Source organism: Phormidium sp. CCY1219, assembly GCF_035615515.1.
Classification (GTDB): Bacteria; Cyanobacteriota; Cyanobacteriia; order Cyanobacteriales; family Laspinemataceae; genus CCY1219.
The window spans coordinates 40222-56111 of record NZ_JAJENT010000482.1 but is presented as its reverse complement, the minus strand read 5'-3'; the positions used below and the strand labels follow the sequence as shown (position 1 = coordinate 56111).

14 protein-coding genes are annotated in these 15890 nt (G+C 50.3%); 5 read left to right on the top strand and 9 right to left on the bottom strand.

The genetic code is table 11. The features are described 5' to 3' along the window. Positions 1-175 precede the first annotated feature (175 nt). Together LKK83_RS12580 and LKK83_RS12575 are read left to right on the top strand one after the other, a co-directional pair. Entirely contained in the window at positions 176-1369 is a 1194-nt protein-coding gene (locus tag LKK83_RS12580; RefSeq protein WP_324631491.1) for an NAD(P)H-quinone oxidoreductase subunit H, read from the top strand. A 232-nt stretch (positions 1370-1601) separates the two neighbouring features. Beyond that, entirely contained in the window at positions 1602-2810 is a 1209-nt protein-coding gene (locus LKK83_RS12575) for a class I SAM-dependent methyltransferase (protein ID WP_324631490.1), read from the top strand. Positions 2811-3101: 291 nt separating this feature from the next. Here LKK83_RS12575 and LKK83_RS12570 read toward each other — a convergent pair whose 3' ends face one another. The 7 genes from LKK83_RS12570 to LKK83_RS12540 are packed head-to-tail and all read right to left on the bottom strand — an operon-like array spanning position 3102 to position 7045. Further along, positions 3102-3767 carry a Na(+)/H(+) antiporter subunit B gene (locus LKK83_RS12570; RefSeq protein ID WP_324631489.1) on the bottom strand — a complete coding sequence of 222 codons (666 nt, stop codon included), beginning with the start codon at positions 3765-3767 and terminating at the stop codon, positions 3102-3104. Further along, complete coding sequence (locus LKK83_RS12565) at positions 3764-4363, bottom strand: DUF4040 domain-containing protein (protein WP_324631488.1); 600 nt, start codon at positions 4361-4363, stop codon at positions 3764-3766. The genes LKK83_RS12570 and LKK83_RS12565 overlap by 4 nt, the downstream gene beginning before the upstream one ends. Then, the gene (locus LKK83_RS12560) at positions 4356-4634 is read right to left on the bottom strand and encodes a monovalent cation/H(+) antiporter subunit G (protein ID WP_324631487.1); all 279 of its coding nucleotides are present in this window, start codon (positions 4632-4634) and stop codon (positions 4356-4358) included. Before LKK83_RS12560 ends, LKK83_RS12565 begins: the two co-directional genes overlap by 8 nt. Continuing rightward, complete coding sequence (locus LKK83_RS12555; RefSeq protein ID WP_324631486.1) at positions 4631-4894, bottom strand: hypothetical protein; 264 nt, start codon at positions 4892-4894, stop codon at positions 4631-4633. The genes LKK83_RS12560 and LKK83_RS12555 overlap by 4 nt, the downstream gene beginning before the upstream one ends. Further along, entirely contained in the window at positions 4891-5280 is a 390-nt protein-coding gene (locus LKK83_RS12550; protein ID WP_324631485.1) for a cation:proton antiporter, read from the bottom strand. The genes LKK83_RS12555 and LKK83_RS12550 overlap by 4 nt, the downstream gene beginning before the upstream one ends. Next, a complete protein-coding gene (locus LKK83_RS12545) occupies positions 5277-6713 on the bottom strand; it encodes a cation:proton antiporter (RefSeq protein WP_324631484.1) in 1437 nt (478 codons plus the stop codon). Before LKK83_RS12545 ends, LKK83_RS12550 begins: the two co-directional genes overlap by 4 nt. Beyond that, positions 6710-7045 carry a cation:proton antiporter subunit C gene (locus LKK83_RS12540; RefSeq protein WP_324631483.1) on the bottom strand — a complete coding sequence of 112 codons (336 nt, stop codon included), beginning with the start codon at positions 7043-7045 and terminating at the stop codon, positions 6710-6712. Before LKK83_RS12540 ends, LKK83_RS12545 begins: the two co-directional genes overlap by 4 nt. A gap of 768 nt (positions 7046-7813) precedes the next feature. Here LKK83_RS12540 and LKK83_RS12535 point away from each other — a divergent pair. Beyond that, on the top strand, positions 7814-8416 hold the full coding sequence (locus LKK83_RS12535; protein WP_324631482.1) for a fasciclin domain-containing protein: 603 nt from the start codon (positions 7814-7816) through the stop codon (positions 8414-8416). Between the two features lie 116 nt (positions 8417-8532). Here the strand turns inward: LKK83_RS12535 and LKK83_RS12530 are convergent, their stop codons facing one another. Next, the gene (locus LKK83_RS12530; protein ID WP_324631481.1) at positions 8533-9096 is read right to left on the bottom strand and encodes a GNAT family N-acetyltransferase; all 564 of its coding nucleotides are present in this window, start codon (positions 9094-9096) and stop codon (positions 8533-8535) included. Between the two features lie 214 nt (positions 9097-9310). Here LKK83_RS12530 and LKK83_RS12525 point away from each other — a divergent pair, with 214 nt between their 5' ends. Together LKK83_RS12525 and LKK83_RS12520 are read left to right on the top strand one after the other, a co-directional pair. Next, a complete protein-coding gene (locus LKK83_RS12525) occupies positions 9311-10525 on the top strand; it encodes a glycosyltransferase (RefSeq protein WP_324631492.1) in 1215 nt (404 codons plus the stop codon). Positions 10526-10760: 235 nt separating this feature from the next. Further along, positions 10761-11681: a calcium-binding protein gene (locus LKK83_RS12520; protein WP_324631479.1), complete on the top strand. Its 921-nt coding sequence runs from the start codon at positions 10761-10763 to the stop codon at positions 11679-11681. Between the two features lie 670 nt (positions 11682-12351). Here the strand turns inward: LKK83_RS12520 and LKK83_RS12515 are convergent. Next, on the bottom strand, positions 12352-15513 hold the full coding sequence (locus tag LKK83_RS12515; RefSeq protein ID WP_324631478.1) for a two-partner secretion domain-containing protein: 3162 nt from the start codon (positions 15511-15513) through the stop codon (positions 12352-12354). Positions 15514-15890: the final 377 nt, after the last annotated feature.

The window sequence follows — 15890 nt, the reverse complement described above, 5'->3', positions numbered from 1 at the left end:
AACCCAGATCTCAAAGGTCTGGGCGCAGAAGCCCGCGCCGTACCGCCTAAGCGGTCGGCGTCGGGAGTACGTCACAGTCCTTCTGGAACCACTGACAAGGCGATCGACCTTTCCTAACTCTAACCTCGCGCCGGTACGGCACCTCAAATCGATCTCAACGGGAGAACCCTCATCTATGTCACCAGCAAGCCGAATCGAAACCAGAACCGAACCCATGATTATCAACATGGGTCCGCATCACCCCTCCATGCACGGGGTTCTGCGGTTAATCGTCACCCTCGACGGTGAGGATGTGGTGGATTGCGAGCCAGTGTTAGGCTACCTACACCGAGGCATGGAAAAAATTGCCGAAAACCGCACCAACATCATGTTCGTCCCCTATGTCAGCCGTTGGGATTACGCGGAGGGGATGTTTAACGAAGCGATTACGGTTAACGCACCCGAACAACTCGCCGGCATCGAAGTCCCCCGCCGCGCTAGCTACATCCGGGTGATTATGCTCGAACTCAACCGGATCGCCAACCACTTGCTCTGGCTTGGTCCTTTCTTGGCAGATGTGGGCGCTCAAACGCCGTTCTTCTACATTTTCCGCGAGCGGGAAATGATTTACGACCTCTGGGAAGCCGCCAGCGGTCAGCGCTTGATCAATAATAACTATTTCCGCATTGGCGGGGTGGTTGCTGATTTGCCCTACGGTTGGGTGGATAAGTGCTTCGATTTTTGCGATTATTTCGCTCCCAAAATCGACGAGTACGAGCGCTTGATTACCAATAACCCGATTTTCCGCCGCCGGATTACCAATCTCGGTACCATCTCTCGCGAGGAGGCGATTAACTGGGGTCTCTCCGGTCCGATGCTGCGCGCCTCTGGGGTGAAGTGGGATTTGCGAAAGGTTGACCACTACGAGTGCTACGATGACTTCGACTGGGAAGTCCAGTGGGCTACTGAAGGGGATTGTTTGGCTCGCTATATGGTGCGAATTCTCGAAATGCGCGAGTCTCTGAAAATCCTTCGTCAGGCACTTAAAGGTCTTCCGGGCGGCCCTTACGAAAATTTGGAAGCGAAACGCATGATGGAAGGCCCCAAGTCGCAATGGAATGATTTCGACTATCAGTTCATCGCCAAGAAGATTCCGCCTACTTTTAAAATTCCTGAAGGCGAACATTATGTCCGCGTGGAAAGTGGAAAAGGTGAATTGGGAATCTATCTGATTGGGAAGGATAATGTGTTCCCTTGGCGGTGGAAAATTCGGGCTGCTGATTTTACTAATTTGCAGGTTTTACCGCATCTGCTGCGCGGAAATAAGGTGGCAGATATTGTGGCAATTCTCGGCAGTATCGATGTGATTATGGGTTCGGTTGACCGCTAGGGCGTCGGTGTGGTTTGAGAGAACCCAAACCGGAAACCGGGTTGGTGATTTTCATTTTTGCCGGCTGTAGAGACGCGATTTATCGCGTCTCTACGGTTTGTGAATCAATCCGGTTTGTAACCGAGAGGTTGAATCGACGCTTTAGCCGCATGTTTCTCATTCCCAGGAAAACCCTGGGAATGGGTTCCGGGAAAGAAGTGGTTTGCATCTGTGTTAAGTGTGGAAATGAGCGATGGAATTTAATCCGGTTTTATGCGATCGCATTCGAGATCGCATCGCCGAAAGTCCCGAGGGTCGCATTACCTTTGCGGAGTATATGGATTTGGTGCTTTATCACCCCGAGTCCGGCTATTATGCCGCTCATGTGGGCAAGATTGGGGGAGAGGGGGATTTTATCACGTCGCCTCACTTAGGTGCGGATTTCGGGGAGATGTTGGCGGTGCAGTTCTCGGAAATGTGGGAAATTCTGGGTCGTCCAGTGCCGTTTCAGGTGGTGGAAATGGGGGCGGGTCAAGGATTGGTGGCGGGTGATGCGATTAAATACCTGCACCGCTACCACCGGGATTGTTTTGCGGCGTTGGAATATGTGATTGTCGAGAAGTCTCGGGCGATGCGAGAGTTACAACAGCAGAGATTTGCGCCGCTGTCAAGGGGTGGCGCGAATTTGCGCTGGTGTAGTTGGGAGGAGATAGGCGCAGATGCGCTCGTCGGTTGTGTATTTTCAAATGAGTTAGTGGATGCGTTTCCGGTGCATCAAATCGCGATCGCCGACGGAGAGTTGCGCGAGATTTACGCGATCGCACCCCCTGATGACTCATCGCCTGCTGAGGGAAATGATTTGTTTGGGGAGGTGACGGGAGAGCTGTCTACTCCCCGACTCCAGGAGTATTTTGAGTTGGTGGGAATTGATATCACTTCGCCGGCTTATCCGGAGGGATATCGCACTGAGGTGAATCTGGCGGCCCTGGATTGGATGAGTGAGGTGGCGAACAAGCTGCAGCGCGGCTATGTGTTAACCATCGATTATGGCTATCCGGCACATCGCTATTATTCCCCGCAAAGATATCAAGGCACTCTACAATGTTACCGCCAACATCGCCATCACAATAATCCCTATGTGTGGGTAGGACAACAGGATATCACCGCTCACGTCGATTTTACGGCGTTGGAACGCTGGGGCGAGTCCTGCGGGTTGGAAAGGTTGGGGTTTACCCAGCAGGCAATGTTTTTGATGGCCCTGGGATGGGGCGATCGGATTGCGGCCCTCTCTACCCGTGAGGGAATGGATATTGCTACGGCGCTGCAACGACGGGAGGTTTTGCACGAGGCGATCGACCCTCGCGGATTGGGCGGGTTTGGCGTGTTGGTGCAGGGAAAGGGATTGAGTGAGGAGGAGAAAGGACAAGGGTTGAAAGGGTTGAGGATTCCGCCGATGGGTTAGCTACTGTGGGGGCGGGGAGAGGGAGGGGCGGGTTTGGGGTGCGATCGCTCCCTCTGGATTAGATGCTTTTTAGTTCCAGTATAAACCAATTTGACCCTCATTCCCAACCCAAGGAACCACTGCAACGAGGCTCCGTTTTCCATCCATCGCCTGCGATTTAGATTGTCACGAGGATGTGGCTGGTTTCTGCTGGTCAGTCAAACTGGTGGTTATCGGGCGTCAGCTAATTTTCAACCCAAAAAAAATGAGCGAACGAGATGCGATCGCCCACCCCTTGTATAGCACTTTACCTCACAATAAACCGCGATAGCGGATGAACAGCAAAACCACCGCCCAGGAACCCAATGCCACTTTGATAGCCACCAGCATATTCAACCAAGGAATAAAACCACCACTCACCAAGCCGCCAAACTCGCCGTGAGATAATTCTATGCCGATCGGGGTCAACACTGCCAGTCCGATAAAAATCAGCACGGAAACTTTTTCCCAAGTTGCGGCGTGCCATCGTTTGTAGATAGCCTGCATTTGCTCTGTGGAGGAGGTAATGGCTACCAGACCGATCGCGGTACCGCCGGCGACGCCTGCCGCAAACCCACCGCCGGGACTGAGATGCCCGCGAATTGCCAATTCGACGCCTACCAATGCAGCAATCGTGGCACCCAGACGGGCCAACACAATCGAGGGTGGATCGGTAACTTGATAAATCTTACTCGAAGGCTTTTCATTCCCCAGCAAAAACTTCACCCCCGAGACGGCGATGGTAAAGACCACCACTTCAAAAATCGTATCGTACAAGCGATTTCTAAAAATGATACCAGATACGGCATTGGGAACGCCGGTATCGCGAACCACGGTTTCGGCGATCGCCAAGGTGGATGCTTCGCCAAACAGAAAATTAGTGGTTGCCAGCATTTTGAGAGACAGGGCGATCGCTGCCACAAGGTAAATCAATTTCATTGAGGTTGCTCCGTTAAAGCTGTGGGACTGGCTAAGGAGTTTGCATAAGTTAATCTCATGCCTGATGGCAATTCATTTTGCACCATATCGTAGAGACGCGGAATTCTGATGACAATGTGATAGGGTTGCAGGGGTTGGCTGGTTGCCTTGTCTTCCCGAAACTGCTGTTCTGTTTTTTCTGGTTTGATACACAGGGCATGAATTTCTTTGTTTTCCAGGGCTTGATTGAGGGCTATTTCATCGCTATAGCGCACTAACTCGAGCCGCAGATACCGTTTGGCAACAATAGCTCGCAACTGGTCGATCGGTTTGTGGGATGGGGTCTCGCCTTTATTTTTTGCTTCTCGGATAACGCCCAGACGCATAACCATTGACGAACGAACCGCCACTGCATAGAGTGTAATCGAGAGCAAGGTGCCCATCAAAGCTTCCGTCAGGGCCACATCTGCCGCGCCCAAGAGGGCGTACACTAATGCCGCCACTGCCCCTAATATGCCCCGCACGATTAGGGCATGGAAGGGATTAGATTGTAAGACCAACATACAACCCGCTAACGGCAGCAGGGCAACGATGACATAAATATAAATTTCAATCATTTTTGCGCTCTCCACGGGAACAATATGCCAACACATATCCCAAGATTGTATTCCAAATTGCTAGGGAAATGATGGCCAATATCAGCAAAGGCCATTCATTGGGAATTCGCAGAAGCAGTCCGATCGCGATCGCCATCGAGCCGAGGGTATCGCCGACGGAAAGACTATGGAGTTTGAATAACACCGATCGCTCGCCCAGCAAGGGGTAAGTTCCCCAAAACCAAAAGAAAATTCCCAACCCGATACAAGCATAACTCAACAGTTCTATCATATTTCATTCAGTCGTTTAAGAATATGGGCTAACAGCATTAATCCGGCATTTCCCACGCTGAGTATAATTACCCCACCGGCTCCGAGGGTCCAATCGTCGCGGAAAACGGATACCACAAGAATCATCATCGATGTTTTGGTGGCAATACTGGCAAATGCCAACATTTTCTGCCAGACCTCATCATCTTTCCATGCCTCGTATATGGGGATGAGCAGGGCCAAAATCATAGCTATCAGGATGATATTTTTGGGTAAATTCATTGCGGTTCCCTCCGGCGTACCCGATGGACTTCGTACCAGCCTTCTTTGTGATATTTTAAAACAATGGTTTTCGGCGTAAAGGTAATCAGGAAGATATCTAAAAATATCAGTCCAGCGGACCGCCGAGGGGGCACTCGTTGCAGGGTGACGACTTCTTCGTTATGGGGGCGCACGATAATTTCAAATGCTTCTTTATAAGCGATAGGAATGGCTACGATAATTTCTCCCAATGCCCGCAGCCAATCCTTTAACTCCCCCTTGATTTTATGGTTGTGGGGCAACAAAAAGGCGATCGCCACCCCAATCAGGATATTCGGTAGGCTCAGATCGGCGGTGAGCAAGAACCAAATTACCAGTCGCAATATCAGATTTAGATATCCAATCATTGAAATGCCACCCAGAACAACAGGAGCAAAATCAGCGTCATCACGCCGATTAAATGGTCAAATTCCTCGAATATTCGCGGCAATTTAACGGAAAAGTGATGGAAAATAAACGCATAAGCTGCCCCGCCAATGCCGATAACGGCGATCGCTTTGAGGATATTCGCGAGATTGTATGCCGGGTAATATATGCAGTTGGCGACAATTAGCGCTCCGAGTAATGGAATCACCCCTAGCCAAAACCCCAAGGGAATCGGTTTTGATTGTTCGCCGCTTTCATGGGGCAGAAATATCAGTTTAGACAAGGTGATGGCGGTTCCTACGGCCAAAAAATTCATGGGCAATGCTTGCCAATGCAATAGATTTTTGAGGGTCAATACCTTGGCTTCAAAACCAGCCAATAAGGGAAAGCCGGAAATTGATAACCCTCCCATGACGAGGGGAATCCACAGGGCCGTATTCATCGGCTGCTCTTCTAGTTCTTTAAAGTTCCGACTGGGCAAGGCACCGGCAGTTAAAAACAGGGTGGCTTTGGCCAATCCATGCGTTAGGGCATAAAAACCGGCGACTTGCGGGGCAGAGAGTATCCAGCCTAACTGAGAAACGGTGCTAAATGCTAACAGGCGCTTGGTATCTTTTTCAAATACGGCATAGGAAACGCCTAACGCCGCCGTTCCCATGCCGAAAAGCCGAACGATGGGATTAAGCTCTTCTAAAAGTAAGGCGCACCGAACTAAGGGAAAAACGCCAGCTTTGACCACCGCTCCGGACAACATTGCGGACACTGGAGATGCTGATTCGGAGTGGGTTAAGGGTAGCCACAATCCCGATACAAAAATGCCGCCTTTTGTCAATACTCCCAGAAAAATGAGCGCCAGTGCTTCGGGTGGGGAACCGCGCAATCCCTCAAAGTTAAAGGAATGATGGGTTTGATAAACCAACACTGCGCCGATGAGATAAAACAACATTGCAATGTTGCTGACAAACAGATAGCGCAAGGCTACCCAAATCGAGCGATCGCTTAGGGGATAGCTAATTAATAGGGCGGCGGCAATTCCGCTGACCTCTAGTGCCACATACAAGCTGATAAAATCAGTGCAGATAAATGTAGCATTGAGGCTGCCGTGCAGAATAATCATCTGGGCATAAAAAAATGCTTTTTTGCCGCTTTGCCAACAGTAAAGCGTCACCGCCAGCGTCACCAGTGCGTTGGTTAAAATAAAGTAGCTGCTTAAGCGATCGGCGAATAAGTTTACGCCAAAATTATCCAAAACTTCCAGGGAGATCGGCGACTCGATTAAAAATAGCTCCAACGCATATCCCGCCGAGGCAATGGCTGTCAGCATTGCCAGGTAGCGATCGAGTTTCGGGATTAAAAAAATGGTGAATCCCGCTAAAAAAGGCAGAGCAATCCATCCGATTGTCAGACTGTTCATGGGGTATTTTTCTTTTCTATTTCGCTAGTTTCTAATGTCGGATTGTCCCTGGCTAGTTTCATCACACCAACTAGCATTAATGCTTGAATTGAAAATCCAATTACGATTGCTGTTAAAATTACTGCTTGCGGAACTGGATCGGCATATCTTTCCTGTCTTTCATCTAGGATAATTGGTGTAAATAAACCCGATCGCGATGCCACCAGCACATAATAGGCAATGACCCCGGTACTCATGACATCCATAGAGACAATCTTCATTAACAGATTTTTTTTAAAGATTATGCCTAAAAATCCGCACAATATTGTTCCGATTACAAATGCTTCTAACACGGCGATTGTCTGCTAGGTAGGATGGTTTGTAGTTTTCGTTGCAAAACGACTTTTGCCGATCTTACAATATCACCCTATGCTTAGGGAAGCCGATCCCCTGGCTAACCCATCAAAAAAACTAAGGGTATGTATTGATTATAATCTATGGCACTCTAAGTAAAAATACTGTGATGTTGGGTGGCGGACCGCCTCGGTGGGCAAGTGCTTTACCGAATCGGTGCTGATTTTAGTCCCCTCGGCTGTATCCCTTCTCCAGACGCAGAAAGTCTTTTGCTGTGTCACTTAAGCGATATCTTTGAGTTGTCACTTGAGTGATTGGCGAGGAAATTGAACGATCGCTGAGTGTATTCTAGGGATTTTGCGGCGGGCAAGCCTCCAGAAAGGGGGATGCTATGACTCGGATTAAGGCGGTTTCATCAACAGAAAAAAATAAATTCATCCCTCCTCAAACAATATTCTTTTATTTCCATCCCCCCGCCTTGTATGAATCAAACGGTATTTTTTGCTAAAACAAGTATTTCCTGTATTTCTTGCTATGCAAGAGTTTGAATTGTATTTAATCTCTGTTAAAAGCCAGCAAAAGTTTGCCACACAGAGGGGTACACTTTGCCAATTCATCCCCTTAAAAAATAAGAATTAACCCACCGATCGCCCTTATCTGCTGGTAACGGGTTAAAAATTTTTTTTGAGGGGTTGCCAATTTTCTAAAAACATGTAATATTACTTAACAATCAAAGCTTCACTCATCACACAAGAGGAAAAATACCGATGAACGCGAAATTCTGGACGGATCTGAGCAAGCACTTCGGGATGGCGATCGCGATTGCAGGAGCCACAGTTTTGTTGAGCGGACCGGCGCTGTCAAAATCTTGCGATCGCGCCGAGGGGTCGAATTCCAATGGCGCGATCGCTACCCCCGCCGGGGAAAGTGCTGGCGGTGGCGATATGGCGATGGAGGAAAATACCATTGTGGATATCGCCATCAATAATGATTCCTTTCAAACCCTAACGGCGGCTTTAAAAGCGGCGGGTTTAGTAGAAACCCTTGCCGGCGAAGGTCCCTTCACGGTTTTTGCCCCTACGGATGAAGCATTTGCGGCTTTACCGGAAGGCACCTTAGAAGAATTATTAAAACCGGAAAACCAAGACCAGCTCATCGAAATTTTAACCTATCACGTGGTTCCGGGCACGGTGAAATCCGGCGACTTGAGTTCCGGGGAAGTGGCCAGTGTGGAAGGTCGCGCGATTGATGTTAAAGTAGAATCCGATGGCATTATGGTGAATAATGCCTCGGTGGTGCAAGCGGATATCGAAGCAAGCAATGGCATAATTCATGTCATCGATCGCGTCATTTTACCACCGGACATGTAAGCGAATGAAAACGTACCTATAAACTGTAAATCTAGGGTGGGCATTGCCTACCCTAACGTTTTAATTCTCGCATGAACCATGACCAATGAACCATGAACAATAACCAATATTACCTCCTACTTATTTTCCCATTCTTGACGAAGAATCGAGAAAATTTTCATATCATAATAAACCTCATCCTTTAACATTTGTTGCCGCAAAATGCCTTCAAAGGTCATGCCTGCTTTTTCCAAAACCCTTGCCGAAGCGATATTTTGCAGCTTGCATCGACCTTCGATCCGATGTAAGCCTTTTTCGCGAAAACCAAAATCGATCGCGGTGCAGACGGCTTCTGTCATATATCCGCATCCCCAATATTTTGCCGAAAGCGCATAGCCAATTTCGGCGCGATTGTGTGCGGAATGCCAGTTAACAAAGCCACAGGTGCCGATTGCTTGGCGGAGGTTTTTATGCACGATCGCCCAGGGGGCGGTTTTTTGCTGGGCGTATCGCTCTAGAACTGAGGTTAAAAATTGATGGGTATCGTCGAGAGACTGATGCACGGGCCAAGTGACGTATTGTGCCACTTTTGGATTGCTGGCATATTCAAAGATATCCACTGCATCCGCTAGGGTCATTTTTCGCAGCAGGAGTCGGGGGGTTTCGAGGGAGGGTAAGTCGCCAAATGTACGATCGGACATGGGAATTTTCTCGAGGGTGGTTATAGGTAGAGTTTATCAGTTCTGGGGCGATCGCGTCAGAGGTTTTTGTTCCTGTAAGGATGAATGAAAGCCGATGGCCCTAGGAGTGCCGATGGGGATGGAAAACCCGCCTGAAACTGTCGGCATTGCAGATAGGGTTCGGGAATCTTTGGCTCTACAATAATAAGGATGTCCTATTCTGTGCTGGAGAATGATGAAACTGAGCCTGTGCGCGATCGCCTACAATGAGGAACGCACCCTTCCCAAATGTCTCGAGAGCGTGAAAACTTTGGTGGATGAGACGATCGTGGTGGATACCGGATCGAGCGATCGCACTGTGGAGATTGCCCGGGAATTTGGGGCGCAGGTGCATCACTTTCCCTGGTGCAATGACTTTGCTGCAGCGCGCAACGAATCACTTAAGTACGCCACCGGTGACTGGATTCTGGTTTTGGATGCGGATGAAACCCTCATCCCGGAAATCATCCCCCAGATTAAAAGCGCAATTCGAGGAGGCGCAAAATCCACCCCCATTCCTTATATTTTAATTCACTTAATTCGCAAAGAAGTGGGCGCAACTCAATCCCCTTACTCGCTGGTTTCTCGTTTGTTTCGCAATCATCCGGATATCCAATTCGAGCGCCCCTATCACGCAATGGTAGATGAAAGTGTGGAACGCTTATTGCAGCAGCAATCCGATCGATGGCACGTGGGATCCTTGAACCAAGTGGGGATTTTGCACGAAGGCTACCAACCCGGAGCGATCGCTGAGCGAAATAAGTTTGCTCGCGCGCGCGAAGCAATGGAATCTTACCTGCAAGCCTATCCCGGCGATGCTTACACTTGCAGCAAACTCGGAGCCTTATACGTGCAAAGCGGAGAAATCAGACGCGGAATGGAATTACTCCAATTGGGATTGACCTCTAACACTTCCCAAGAGCCGACGATCCAGTATGAACTGCACTATCATCTCGGGATCGCCTGTACTCGTCAAGCGGCAATCGGAAAAGCAAAAACTCACTACGAAAAAGCGATCGCGCAGCCGATTTTACCGGCTCTCAAACTGGGCGCGTACAATAACTTAGGCAATTTACTCCTGCAAACCGGCGACTTGCGCGGGGCGATCGCCGCTTATGAAACCATCTTGCAAATCGATCCCACCCTCCCGGCGGCTCATTTTAACTTGGGAATCGCCCTCAAGGAGAAAAGACGTCTCCCGGATGCGATCGCCTCCTATCGCAAAGCGATTCAATTCAATCCCGACTATGCCGAAGCTTACCAAAATCTGGGCGTTGCCTTGCTCAAAGGCGGTAACGTCCTAGAAAGTTTAGACCATTTTCGCCGCGCGATCGCCCTTTACGAACAACGTCAATCTCCCGCCGCCCCCGCATTGCGCCAAAGTTTAAAAGAAATGGGCTTAAAACTCTAGTCCGAGACGCGGGCAATGGGGAAGCGATCGCCCTTGATTGCGCAGCGCGCTCCAGCACAATTCTGGCGTTGCACTCCCTCTAGGTCGCGGCGATCGTGCCAGCTTGATTGACAGCATCTCCACTCTCTATGCTCTCAAGACCCAGAGTAGACCCGTTTCTGCGCCAGTCTCTCCCTTGGCGGCTCTTGCAGTGGAGAATAAAATAGAACGGTAAATTACCATTGGAAATATAACCATGCCTACCGGCGTATTACTCGACGAACTCGGCGGATGCAATTGTCCCCCTGCTCCAACTCCCGCACCGACTCCCGCACCGCCAACCCCAACGCCCACACCACCCGCCCCAACGCCCACACCCACCCCGGGGGATGGCCTGACGGCGGCGGATTTTCTCGATCTCGATGACGATCCGGAACGTCCGGATGATTTTACCTTGGCTCCCGGGCAACTAGCAGAACGCCCCGGCGGTTTGCGCGCTTTGGCGGGGGATGACACGGTGACTGGCTCGGTTTCGCAAGAAAGCATGAATGGCAACCTCGGCGCGGATATTTTATTCGGGCGAAATGGTGCCGATACCCTGCGCGGCGGTCAAGATAATGACCAAGTGTACGGCGAAGATGGCAACGATATCCTCAATGGCAACCGAGGAAACGATCTGGTGGTGGGGGGTAACGGGACGGATATCGTGCGCGGCGGTCAAGATCGCGACCTGCTCGTGGGTGGCGATGATGACGATACGTTAATCGGCGATGTGGGTCGCGATTTCTTAGTCGGTGGGGCGGGTCGCGATCTGTTTGTTCTTCGAACCGATAGTGCGTCTACGAATGTATCGGAGGTGGATATTATCTTGGATTTTAATGATGATTTTATCGGCCTGACCGATGGCTTGACGGAAAACGATTTGGTTTATGAAGCGTTTTCTCTGGATTTAGAGCCAGAATTGGATATTTTGCAAAGTTTTACCGCCGATGACGTCCTGGTGCTTTCTGAACTGTCAACTGCCGAATTAGACCCGAATGAGGATGGAGTGTTGGAGGGCGTGTTAATTCAAGAGGAAGATACGGGCCGAGTGTTGGCGTTTGTCCTCAATGCTACGGAGGTGGATGTTAGAACGGAAGTGACGCAGGTGGAGGCGGATGTGCTAGGGCTGGGATAGGGGAATCGGGTTCGATGGGGAAACCCGCACTCGCCTGGAATGGCGATCGCACCGCTTCCCCGGGCGCTTCCATCTGTTCGGCAATCACTCGCGGGGGTCGCGCCCCGAGGGAGTCTTGCTCTCCTGTCCGGTGGATGACCGGGAAATTGCCGGCATTGTTTGTCCAGGGAGTCCTCCGGACTGGATCTCAATGGGTCAGGGTGCGTTGTATTGCAAAAGAGGTTAATCGATCCGGAGTCGCTATTGTTTCGTGCAGTTGGCAATCTGCATTGATAATATTGCTGCATTATCATATTAGGTTGAACCGATTGATAAGTAATTTGCCGATAAAAATATTCAAATGATTAATATTTTTGAACGATAGCCGAAAACATTGTAAAAAATTGTAAAAATTAATTGCAAACGCTTGCAATAAGAAACGAAAAATCAATACTTTCGGGGCTTGACACCGAAACCCAAAAATTTTATACTGTGAAAAAATGGGTTATTTATGACTAAATTGCAGTGTGCCTCGCCCAAATGCCGATAACCTCGTGACAAGGCAGGGAAAAAGGAGGGGAAGCCCCCCAGAAAAAGCTGGGGGTAACGCATCAATTTTTTGAGCGAGATGGGCAGCAAGGTTGACAAGATGTCAATTTTATGATATGAAAAGCGGCTATTTTAAACTCATTTAGGAACAACTGTGAGAAAACAGAGAATAATGGGATAGGCGAGTCGCGGTTAGCACCAGACGACCGCGAGAGTCGATCGCCCATCCGGTAGCTTCCACCAGTGGTGGGGGAGTGGGGGAAACTGGCGATCGCGGCAATTGCGGTTGGCGGGTTTGGGATTGTGCGGGAATCCCCGTCGGACGCAAATCGCGCCAAACTGCCGCGCCGATAAAGGGTTCCGTGGGATTTTCCGGCAAGCCGCCGCGCCCGGTGAGTGCAAAGCGATTGCCTTCTTGTGCGGGACAGCCGGTGATGATGCGATCGCTCGGATCTGCGGGAGTATCTTCCAACTCAACCAGTCCCGACGCCGGGTCTACATCCGGTTCTTGGATGTCGACCGCCCCATCGAGACCAAACTGAGAACTCGCGCTAATCTGACTATCGGGAGAGAGAAATAAACCTTGGGTGACAATATTAATATTGCCGCCATTCCCGCCCACCGCATTGGCGCTAATCACGCTACCGTCGAGTGCCACAATGGTATTGGCTGCGATCGCCAAGTTCCCGCCATCGCCGATATCGCCTTGAGCTTCCACCGTAATGGCACTATGGTGACGTAACTCGAGAGTCTGCGCCACATTTAGGTTCACATTACCGCCCCGTCCAGAAGCGGTAGTAGCCTGAATCCCACCCTGACGATCCAACCGGATTTCCGAGGCATTCACCTGTAAAGTTCCCGCATTGCCCGTACCGGCATGTGCCAGATCGAGCAAGCCACCATCGCGAACCGTGAGGCGATCGGTATTAATCGTCACCGCGCCCGTATTGCCTTCCGGAACTGGGGGACTAAAGAACGCTTCCTGGAACGACTGCGGCGCGCGGAAGGCATTCGCACCGATAGTTGAAACAAACTTACTGTTATTAGAAACCCCACTCACGAGAATCTCCGACGCATTCACGGTAATGCGACCCGCGTTTCCCGTCCCGCTGGTAAACGCACCGATACCCCCGCCACCTTCCACGCGGATGCGATCGCCGCTCACTTGAATTTCTCCCACATTCCCCGATCCAAAGGTTTGCAATCCCAGCAAACTCGCCGACCCCAAAAATGGATTTGTCCCCACCACGGCGATTTCCTCCACCGCTTGAATGTTCAGATTACCGCCATTCCCGGTTCCCGACCCCGCAATCGGTTCTCCAATCCCCGACAGAGAGGGAATCACCGCCGAAAATAGGGTAGCCCCTTCTTCCACCTGCAACCGTCGCGTAGAAATCCACACATTGCCTGCATCTCCCGATCCGAACGTAAAACTTCCCATTTGGGTGACGTTTTCCGGATTTAACGGGGTTGCGCCACTCAGGACAATGGTATCGGCATTTACCCTCACATCACCCCCCTCTCCCCTGCCAGAATTAGGTAAAGGCTGTCCCAGGAGTTGTGCAAACACGATCGAACTCAAACCCGCCCCTTCTGTGAGAGTTAAACGAGGGGTGGAGACATTCAGGTTCCCTGCTTCCCCGGTGGCGATCGTCGAGACAAATATCCCAGTGGCAAACACGGGGCTACGGGGATTCACCTTTTGGGCGACAATCGACTCCGAAGCATTGACTGCGAGTTCTCCCCCGCGTCCCGATCCTTGATTCCAACTGCCAATCTGCGCGCCATTGCTGAGGGATAAGTTGGCGGTAGAAAGCTCGATATGACCGCCGTTTCCTGCGCCGAGTAAGTAACTCCAAGCACCACTGGTCAGCAAGGGATTGTAAACTACCGCATTATCTGCGGTAATTGAATGGGCAGTAATGGCGAGATTGCCCCCATTCCCCGTAGAAGTGGAAGCGACAAGACTCGTAATTTGTCCGCCATCGGTAAAGTTTATTTCTCTGGCATTTACGGTAATTTCTCCCCCGGAACCCCGGGCAAAAATTTCGCTTCCGATGCGAGAGTTGAGATTGCGGTTTAAGAAGGTTTCCGGATCGATTTGACTCACCTCTGGGATGCCCGTGGGGGGAATGGCAAACCCCTGAAGGGCTATTTTGTCTGCATTTACCGTTAGATTGCCCGCATTACCCGCCCCGAAACTGAGGGTTTGAATGCGCGATCCGTTGGTGAGGGTAATGGCGGGGGAATTGACCTGAATTTCGCCACTGTTGCCCGTGGCGTTTTCTGCCACTTGGTTGACAATCCAGGAACTAAAAGGGAAAATGGGAGAAGTGCCGGATAAGGTGAGGGATTCGCTGGCAAAGATGGCGATATTGCCGCTATCAAAAATACCGGGAGTTACGGCGGCAATTTGGGCGTTGTCTAGGGCGATCGCGTTCCCCGTGACTTGAATGCCGGCGAGGGGATTATCCGCAATTGTCGGATTGAATAATGAAGTGCGATCGCGCAGTTGAATGTTGCCCAATTCTGTGGCGCGATCGTAGTCCAAAACCATGCCTCCAGAGGTGGGAATTGCAGTGACAACCCCATTTTTCGCGCTGCCAATTTCGATTCTCCCGGAAGGAACGATTATAATTGCGCCGCTGAGGGAAACTTCTCCCCCGACGAGAGCAAAGGTATTGCCAGGAGTGACACCTAAACCTGGAGAATTGGTGGGTAAAATCTCGCGATTGCCGATACCTTGGACTTGAATTGTACCGGAATTAGAATTAAATTGCAATCCCACGGGAACGTTGATGGTTAATAAGGGCGGGGAATTGGGGTTGCTGGCGCTAAAGGTGGTGCGATCGGGAAATTGCACGCTGTTAGCGGTACTGGCGACAAACGACCCGCCAATATTTAATCGGGCATTGGGACCGAAGACAATACCATTGGGATTGAGCAAGAATAAACTAGCATTGGCATTGGCGCGAATTAATCCATCAATAGTAGAAATATTGCCTCCCGTGATGCGGGAGAAGATAGTTTGAATGGTGGGGGAATTGTTAAAAAATGCTTCCCTGGCGGTGGGGACGGAGAATTCTTCAAAGCTGTGAAAGAGATTCACGCCTCTTTCGGTTCCGCCTTCGATGGTGACGGTATTGCCATTGGGTAAGACAACGGAATTCTCGGGCAAAGTTGTATCCGGGACAATTTGGGCGGTGGCGGGGTGAAAGGGAATCAGAAAGGGTGGGGTTAAAAGCAACAGGGCGATCGCCTTCCGGGGGTGCGATCGCGTTTTCGAGGGGGCTAGCCAATGCATATGCGTTACTTGTCAATATCGATAGCGGGTTTTTCAGGGAATATCTGGCGATACTTCTCATTATCCTGGCAAACCCTATCAATTGTCAAGAAAAACGGTTAAATGGGCTACAAAAAAAATCAAATTGGCTACACCTGTACCCTTTTTGGGGAGAACTGTAGCCAATTTTTGAATGGGGTTAATTCTAAAGGCGTAGATGGAAGAATGAAGGGAGGGAATAGCTACTTCGCATTGAGTATTTTAGCGCTGAGGGGGAAAGGGCGAATGAGGAATGAAAATGGCTTGGAAGTGCTGATTGGGTTCATACCAAATGTATGAACGGAGTATGATTTGTCCTTAAAGGAATGATTGACACTGACTATACAATCTCGTTCGCG